The sequence below is a fragment of the Kitasatospora sp. NPDC101155 genome, assembly GCF_044768305.1.
In the GTDB taxonomy this organism is placed as follows: domain Bacteria; phylum Actinomycetota; class Actinomycetes; order Streptomycetales; family Streptomycetaceae; genus Kitasatospora.
On sequence record NZ_JBIWPN010000112.1, the window covers coordinates 1 to 7,956 of the forward strand.

2 protein-coding genes are annotated in these 7,956 nt (G+C 74.3%); both read left to right on the forward strand.

The features are described from left to right. The coding region (locus ACIRYZ_RS45930; RefSeq protein ID WP_402955545.1) for a type I polyketide synthase at window positions 1-1,299 on the forward strand (1,299 nt) is incomplete at its 5' end. A 115-nt stretch (window positions 1,300-1,414) separates the two neighbouring features. Beyond that, a partial coding sequence (locus ACIRYZ_RS45935) for a type I polyketide synthase (protein WP_402955548.1) occupies window positions 1,415-7,956 on the forward strand: 6,542 nt, incomplete at its 3' end.

Below are 7,956 nucleotides of genomic sequence, written 5' to 3' on the forward strand. Positions count from 1 at the left end.
GCCTCCGGCACCCTGGGTGCTCTGGTCGCCCGTCACCTGGTCGCCCGGCACGGCGTTCGCCACCTGCTGCTGGCCAGCCGTCGCGGCGAGGCTGCGCCGGGCGCGGCCGAGCTGGTGGCGGAGCTGACCGAGGCCGGGGCCAAGGTCACGGTCGCGGCCTGCGACGTCGCCGACCGCGACGCCCTGGCCGCCCTCCTCGCCGAGGTCCCGGCCGAGGCCCCCCTCACCGGGGTGGTGCACACGGCGGGCGTGCTGGACGACGGTGTGATCGAGTCGCTCACTCCCGAGCGCTTCGACACCGTCCTGCGCCCGAAGCTCGATGCGGCGTGGCACCTGCACGAGCTGACCCGGGACCTGGACCTGTCCGCCTTCGTGCTGTTCTCCTCCGCCGCCGGCACCTTCGGCGCGCCGGGCCAGGGCAACTACGCGACGGCGAACACCTTCCTGGACGCGCTGGCCCAGCACCGCAAGGCCCTCGGCCTGCCGGCCGTCTCCCTCGCCTGGGGCCTGTGGGCCGAGGAGTCGGGCATGACCGGCGCGCTCGGCGACGGCAACCTCCACCGCATCAACCGCAACGGCGTCGAAGGGCTCTCCTCCACGGAGGCGCTCGAACTCCTCGACACCGCCCAGACGATGGGCGAAGCGGTCCTGCTGCCGGCTCGGCTGGACCTGGCCGGGCTGCGTGCCCAGACCGGTACGGCGAACGTGCCCGCGCTGCTGCGCGGCCTGGTGCGCGTGCCCGTCCGTGCCGCGGCTGCGGCCGGTGCCGACGCCGGGACCGCGCTGGCACGGCGGCTCGCGGCGATGCCGGAGTCGCAGCGCGGTGGCGTGCTGCTGGACCTGGTGCAGACCCAGGTCGCGGCCGTCCTCGGACACGCCTCCTCCGCGGACATCGAGGGGGGCCGCGCGTTCAACGACCTCGGCTTCGACTCGCTGACCGCGGTCGAACTGCGCAACCGGCTCAACGCCGCGACCGGGCTGCGGCTCCAGGCCACGGTGATCTTCGACTACCCGACCGTCGCCGCTCTCGCCCGGTACCTCAGCGCGGAACTGGAGACCGCGGCCGGGTTGAGGCCCGACGCCGACCAGGGTGAGGAGCGGATCCGAGAGGCGTTCGCGACGATCCCGCTCTCCCGGTTGCGGGAGGCCGGCGTCATGGACGTCCTGCTGCGGCTCGCCGGCGTCGCTGACGAGCCGGACGCCGCCGACGAGAGCGTCGCCGTCGAGGCGATCGACGCCATGGACGCGGAGAGCCTGCTCCGCATGGTCTTCGACAGCAGCGACAACCCTCCCGCCTAGCACGGCCTTCGACAGCAGCGACAGCCCTCCGGCCTTGCACGGCCTTCGCCAGCAGCGACAAGTCCCGGGCCCAGTACGGCCTTCGACAACATCTTTGCTTCGCCACGATTGGATTTTGGACATCTCGATGGATGCCTCGCAGGAAAAGTTCGTCGAAGCGCTCCGGCTGTCCGTGAAGGAGACCGAGCGCCTGCGCCAGGAGAACCGCCGGCTCGCCGAGGCATCGCGGGAGCCCATCGCGATCGTCGGCATGAGCTGCCGCTTCCCCGGCGGCGCGCGGGACCCGGAGGGGTTGTGGGACCTGCTGGTCTCCGGCCGTGACGCGTTCTCCGACTTCCCGGCCGCCCGCGGTTGGGACATGGACGCGCTGTACGACCCGGACCCCGGGGTGAAGGGCAAGTCGTACGTCGCGCAGGGCGCCTTCCTGGACACGGCGGAGGAGTTCGACGCGGGGTTCTTCGGGATCTCGCCTCGTGAGGCCCTGGCCATGGACCCGCAGCAGCGACTGCTGCTGGAGGCGTCCTGGGAGGCGTTCGAGCGGGCCGGGATCGATCCGGAGGCGCTGCGCGGCAGCACCACCGGGGTCTTCGTCGGCTCCAGCGGCCAGGACTACATGACCCTGCTGACCGCTGCCACCGGGCAGACCGACAAGCTGGAGGGGTTGATCGGTACCGGCAACGCCCCCAGCGTCGCCTCCGGCCGACTGGCGTACACGTTCGGCCTGGAAGGGCCGGCGGTGACGGTCGACACGGCCTGCTCGTCCTCGCTGGTCTCCCTGCACCTGGCGGTGCAGGCGCTGCGCCAGGGGGAGTGCAACCTGGCGCTGGCCGGCGGCGTGACGGTGATGTCGACGGCGGGGCCGTTCCTCGAGTTCAGCCGGCAGGGCAACCTGGCCCGCAACGGTCGCTGCAAGCCCTTCGCCGCCGCGGCCGACGGAACCGCCTGGGGCGAGGGCGTCGGCATGCTGCTGGTCGAGCGGCTCTCCGACGCGCGGCGCAACGGGCACCAGGTTCTCGCCGTCGTCCGCGGCAGCGCCGTCAACCAGGACGGCGCCTCCAACGGCCTGACGGCGCCGAACGGTCCGTCCCAGCAGCGGGTGATCCGCCAGGCGCTGGCCAACGCCCGGCTGACGGCCGCCGAGGTCGACGCGGTCGAGGCGCACGGCACGGGCACCACGCTGGGTGACCCGATCGAGGCGCAGGCGCTGCTCGCGACCTACGGTCAGGACCGTGACGCGGAGCGGCCGCTGCTGCTCGGCTCGGTCAAGTCGAACCTCGGCCACACCCAGGCGGCCGCCGGCGTGGTCGGCGTGATCAAGATGGTGCTGGCGATGCACCACGGCGTCCTGCCGCGCACCCTGCACGTCGACGAGCCCACCCCGCACGTGGACTGGTCGGCAGGCGCGGTGGAGCTGCTGACCGAGACCGTGCCGTGGCCCGAGACCGGCGCGGCCCGGCGCTCCGCGGTCTCCTCGTTCAGCATGAGCGGGACCAACGCCCACGTGGTGCTGGAGGCCGCGCCGGCGGAGGAGCCGGCGGCTGCCGCCCGGCCGGCGGGCTCCGGCGACCAGGACGCGGAGCGGACGGAGAGCGCCCTGGCGCTGGGCGAGCTGGTGCCCTCGGTGCTGTCCGCCCGCTCGGCCGAGGCACTGCGCGAGCAGGCGGCCCGCCTGCTGGAACACCTGCGGGCCCAGCCCGACCTGGCCGCTGTGGATGTGGCCACCTCGCTGCTCGGCACCCGCAACGCCATGGAGCACCGCGCGGCGCTGGTCGCCGCCGACCGCGAGGAGCTGCTGGCCGGACTGGCCGCGCTCGCGGCGGGCGAGGACCGCACCGGCCTGGTGCAGGGCGCGGCCCGCGCCGGCCGCGGTCCGGTCTTCGTCTTCCCCGGCCAGGGTTCGCAGTGGATCGGGATGGGCGCGCGGCTCTGGGAGGCCTCCCCGGCGTTCCGCCGCCGGGCGAGCGAGTGCGCGCAGGTCATGGACCCGTACCTCGACTGGCCGCTGCTGGACGTGCTGCGCGGCGAGCCGGGCTCCCCGTCGCTCGACCGCGTGGACGTGGCGCAGCCCGCCCTGTGGGCGATGATGGTGTCGCTCGCGGAGGTCTGGCGCTCGCTCGGCGTGGAACCCGTCGCGGTGGTGGGGCACTCCCAGGGCGAGGTGGCCGCAGCCTGCGTCGCGGGCGCGCTGACCCTCGCGGACGGGGCCCGGATCATCGCCGTCCGCAGCCAGGTCCTGGCGGCGGAGGTCGAGAAGGGCGGCATGGTGTCGGTGCTGGCACCGGCCGAGCAGGTCCGTGAGTGGCTGGCCCCGTGGAGCGACCGGATCTCGGTGGCGGCCGTCAACTCCCAGGCCGCGACCACTGTTTCGGGCGATCTGGAAGCCCTGGAGGGGTTCGGCGCCGACCTGTCCAAGCGCGGGGTGATGCGCTGGCCGATCCCCGGGGTGGGCTTCGCCTCGCACTCGCCGATGGTGGAGAAGCTGCGCGAGAAGCTGCTCGCCGAGCTGGCATCGGTCCGGCCGCAGGCCTCGGAGATCCCCTTCTACTCCACGGTGACCGGCGGCCGGCTGGACACCGAGCAGCTCGACAGCGGCTACTGGTTCCGCAACCTGCGCGAGCCGGTGGAGTTCGAGCGGACCGTGCGCGAGCTGCTCGGTCACGGCCACGCGGCGTTCGTCGAGGCGAGCCCGCACCCGCTGCTCACCGCGAACGTCGAGGACATCGCCGGACAGACCGCGGCGGTGGAGGTCGCCGTCGCCGAATCGCTGCGCCGGGACGAGGACGCGCTGACCCGCTTCGCCACCTCCTTGGCGGCGGCATACGTCCACGGCCTGACGGTCGACTGGTCGGCCGTGTTCGCGGGCCGGGACCTCCAGCGGGTCGAGCTGCCCACCTATCCCTTCCAACGGCAGCGCTACTGGCCCGAGTTCACCGCCTCGACGGGCACCGCCGAGGCGCTGCCCGGGTCGGCCGGTGAGCTGGACGCACGGTTCTGGGCCGCGGTGGAGCAGGAGGACCTGGCCTCGCTGGCCGACACGCTCTCGATGGACGGCGAGAGCGAGCAGTCGTCGCTGGAGGCGGTGCTGCCGGTGCTGTCGCGCTGGCACCGTCGGCGTCGCGACGAGGCTGCGGTGGACGGGTGGCGCTACCGGGTGACCTGGAAGCCGGTGTCGCCCGGTACGGCGGCGCTGTCCGGCAGCTGGCTGGTGGCGGTGCCGGCCGGGCAGGCCGACGACGCGTGGGTGGCGGCCTGCCTGGACGGCCTGCGCGGCCGCGGGGCCGAGACGGTGCTGCTGGAGACCGGCCTCGCCGACACCGAACGCGGCGCCCTGGCCGCCCGGTTGAGCGAGCTGACCGCCGAGCGGCCGCTCGCCGGCGTGCTGTCGCTGGCGGCGCTGGCGGGCGAGGAGCTGCCGGAGGCGCCGGGCATGACGGTCGGTCTGGCCGTGACCCTGGCACTGGTCCAGGCCCTGGGCGACGCCGGGGTCGAGGCGCCGCTGTGGTGCCTGACCCGCCAGGGGCTGGCGGCGCGGCGTGCGGAGCCGGTCGACCCGATGCAGGCGCAGATCTGGGGCCTCGGCCGGGTGGCGGCACTGGAGCACTCCCGGCGCTGGGGCGGTCTGGTCGACCTGCCCGGGTCGCTGGACGACCGGGCGCTGGACCGGCTCTGCGGCGTGCTGGCCGGAGACTCGGGCGAGGACCAGGTCGCGATCCGCTCCGCGGGCGTCTTCGGCCGCCGCCTGGCCAAGGCCGCTCCCGTCGCGGATGAGGCCGCCCCGGCCCCGTGGCGGCCCCGTGGCACCGTGCTGCTCACCGGTGGCACCGGCGCGATCGGGCCCGACGTGGCGCGCTGGCTCGCCCGCAACGGCGCCGAGCACCTGGTCCTGCCGGGCCGACGCGGCGCGGACTCCGCCGCCGCGGTCGAACTGCGTGACGAGCTCGCCGGGTCGGGTGTGCGGGTGACCCTGGCGGCCTGCGACGTGACGGATCGCGAGGCGCTGGCGGAGCTGGTCCAGCAGGTCGCGGCCGAGGGCTCGCCGGTGAGCGCCGTGGTGCACGCGGCCGCGCTGATCGGCCTCGCCTCGCTGGCCGACACCAGCCTGGCCGACTTCGCCGGCGTGGTCGGTGCCAAGGTCGCCGGCGCGGCCAACCTGGACGCCGTCTTCGCGGACGAGCAGCTGGACGCCTTCGTCCTGTTCTCCTCCGTCGCCGGCGTGTGGGGCAGCGGTGACCACGGCGCCTACTCCGCCGCCAACGCCTACCTGGACGCCCTGGCCGAGCAGCGCCGGGCGCGCGGGCTCACCGCCACCTCGGTGGCGTGGGGCATGTGGGACGCCGTCCACGTGCTGGAGAACGGCGAGGTGTTCGACACCAACGCCAACCTGATCCGCCGGGGGCTGCCGACCTTCCGGTCGGACCAGGCACTGGCGGGCCTGCAGCACGTCCTGGACCACGACGAGACCTTCCTGATGGTCGCCGACGTCGACTGGGAGCGGTTCATCGCCACCTTCACCTCGGTGCGCCCCAGCCGCCTGCTGGCGGACCTGCCCGCGGTCCGCAAGCTCCTGGAGGCCCGCCCGGCCGACGAGGCGCAGACCGGCTCCGACGCGCTGTCCGCGCTGCGCACCCGGCTGCTGGCGCTGCCCGAGGCGGAGCAGCTCCTGCAGCTGACGGACCTGGTGCGGACGCGCGCCGCCGAGGTGCTGGGCTACGCCTCCGCGCTGGCCATCGAGCCCGACCGGGCCTTCCGCGAACTCGGCTTCGACTCGCTGACCTCGGTCGAGCTGCGCAACCGTCTGAAGACGGCGACCGGCCTGAACCTGCCGACCACGCTGGTCTTCGACTTCCCCAGCGCGCAGGTGATGGCGGGCTTCCTCCGGAGCCGGATCCTCGACACCCCCTCGGGCTCGGCCGGCCAGGTCGACGCACCGTTCGCCCGGCAGGCCGCCGACGACGACCCGGTCGCCATCGTGGGCGTGGGCTGCCGCTACCCCGGGGGCGTCGCCTCCGCGGACGACCTGTGGGAGCTGGTGCTCCAGGAGCGGGACGTGGTCTCCGGGTTCCCCACCAACCGCGGTTGGGACACCGAGGGCGTCTACGACCCGGACCCGGAGAAGGAGGGCAAGACCTACGTCCGCGAGGGCGGGTTCCTGCACGACGCAGGGCAGTTCGACGCCCGGTTCTTCGGGATCTCGCCGCGCGAAGCCGTGGCGATGGACCCCCAGCAGCGCCTGCTGCTGGAGACCTCGTGGGAGGCGATCGAGCGGGCCGGGATCGACCCGCGCACGCTGCGCGGTAGCCGCACCGGCGTCTACGTGGGCGGCAACGACCAGGGCTACACCCGCCAGGGCAACGCCGGCGAGGGCCTGGAGGGACACCTGATCACCGGCGGCTCGATGAGCGTGGCCTCGGGGCGGATCTCCTACGTCCTCGGGCTGGAGGGCCCGTCCTTGACCGTGGACACGGCCTGCTCCTCCTCGCTGGTCGCGCTGGACCTCGCCGTCCAGTCCGTGCGCCGAGGCGAGTCCTCGCTGGCGCTGGCCGCCGGCGTCACCGTGATGGCCACTCCGGCTGCCATCACTGGCTTCTCCCGCCAGCGCGCGGTGGCCCCGGACGGGCGCTCCAAGGCGTTCGCCGGTGCGGCCGACGGCATGTCCTGCGCCGAGGGCGCGGGCGTCCTGCTGGTCGAGCGGCTCTCCGACGCCCGGCGCAACGGGCACCCGGTGCTCGCCGTGGTGCGCGGCATCGCGGTGAACCAGGACGGCGCTTCGAACGGCCTGACGGCGCCGAACGGCCCGTCGCAGCAGCGGGTGATCCGCCAGGCGCTCGCCGACGCGCGGATCACCGCGGCCGAGGTCGACGTGGTGGAGGCGCACGGCACCGGCACGAAGCTCGGTGACCCGATCGAGGCGCAGGCCGTGCTGGCGACCTACGGCCAGGACCGTGACGCGGAGCGGCCGCTGTGGCTCGGCTCGGTCAAGTCGAACATCGGCCACTCGCAGGCCGCTGCGGGCGTCGCCGGTGTGATCAAGATGGTGATGGCGATGCGGCACGGTGCGCTGCCGCGGACGCTGCATGTGGATGAGCCGACCCCGCACGTGGACTGGTCGGCGGGTGCGGTCGAGCTGCTCACCGAAGCGCGCGAGTGGCCCGAGGCCGGGGGCCCGCGTCGGGCGGGTGTCTCCTCGTTCGGTGTGAGCGGCACGAACGTGCACGTGATCCTGGAGCAGGCTCCGGCGGAGGAGCCGGTCGCCGAGGAGGCCGAGGCGCCCGCCGAGGGCGACGACGCTGCCGAAGCCCCCGTCACCGTGGTGTCCTCGCTGCCGGTGGTGCCGTGGGTGGTCTCGGGGAAGACCGAGGGCGCGCTGCGGGCGCAGGCCGAGCGCCTGGCGGCGTTCGCCGGTGACCGTCCGGAACTGTCGTTGCTGGATGCCGGGTTCTCGTTGGTGTCGTCGCGTGCGGTGCTGGAGCACCGTGGTGTGGTGGTGGCCGGGGACCGGGACGGTGCGCTGGCGGGTCTGCGGTCGCTGGCCGCGGGTGAGGCCGCGGCGGGTGTGCTGCGTGGTGTGGCGGGTTCCGGTTCGGGTGTGGTGTTCGTGTTCCCGGGTCAGGGCTCGCAGTGGGTGGGCATGGCGGCGGAGCTGATGGAGTGCTCGCC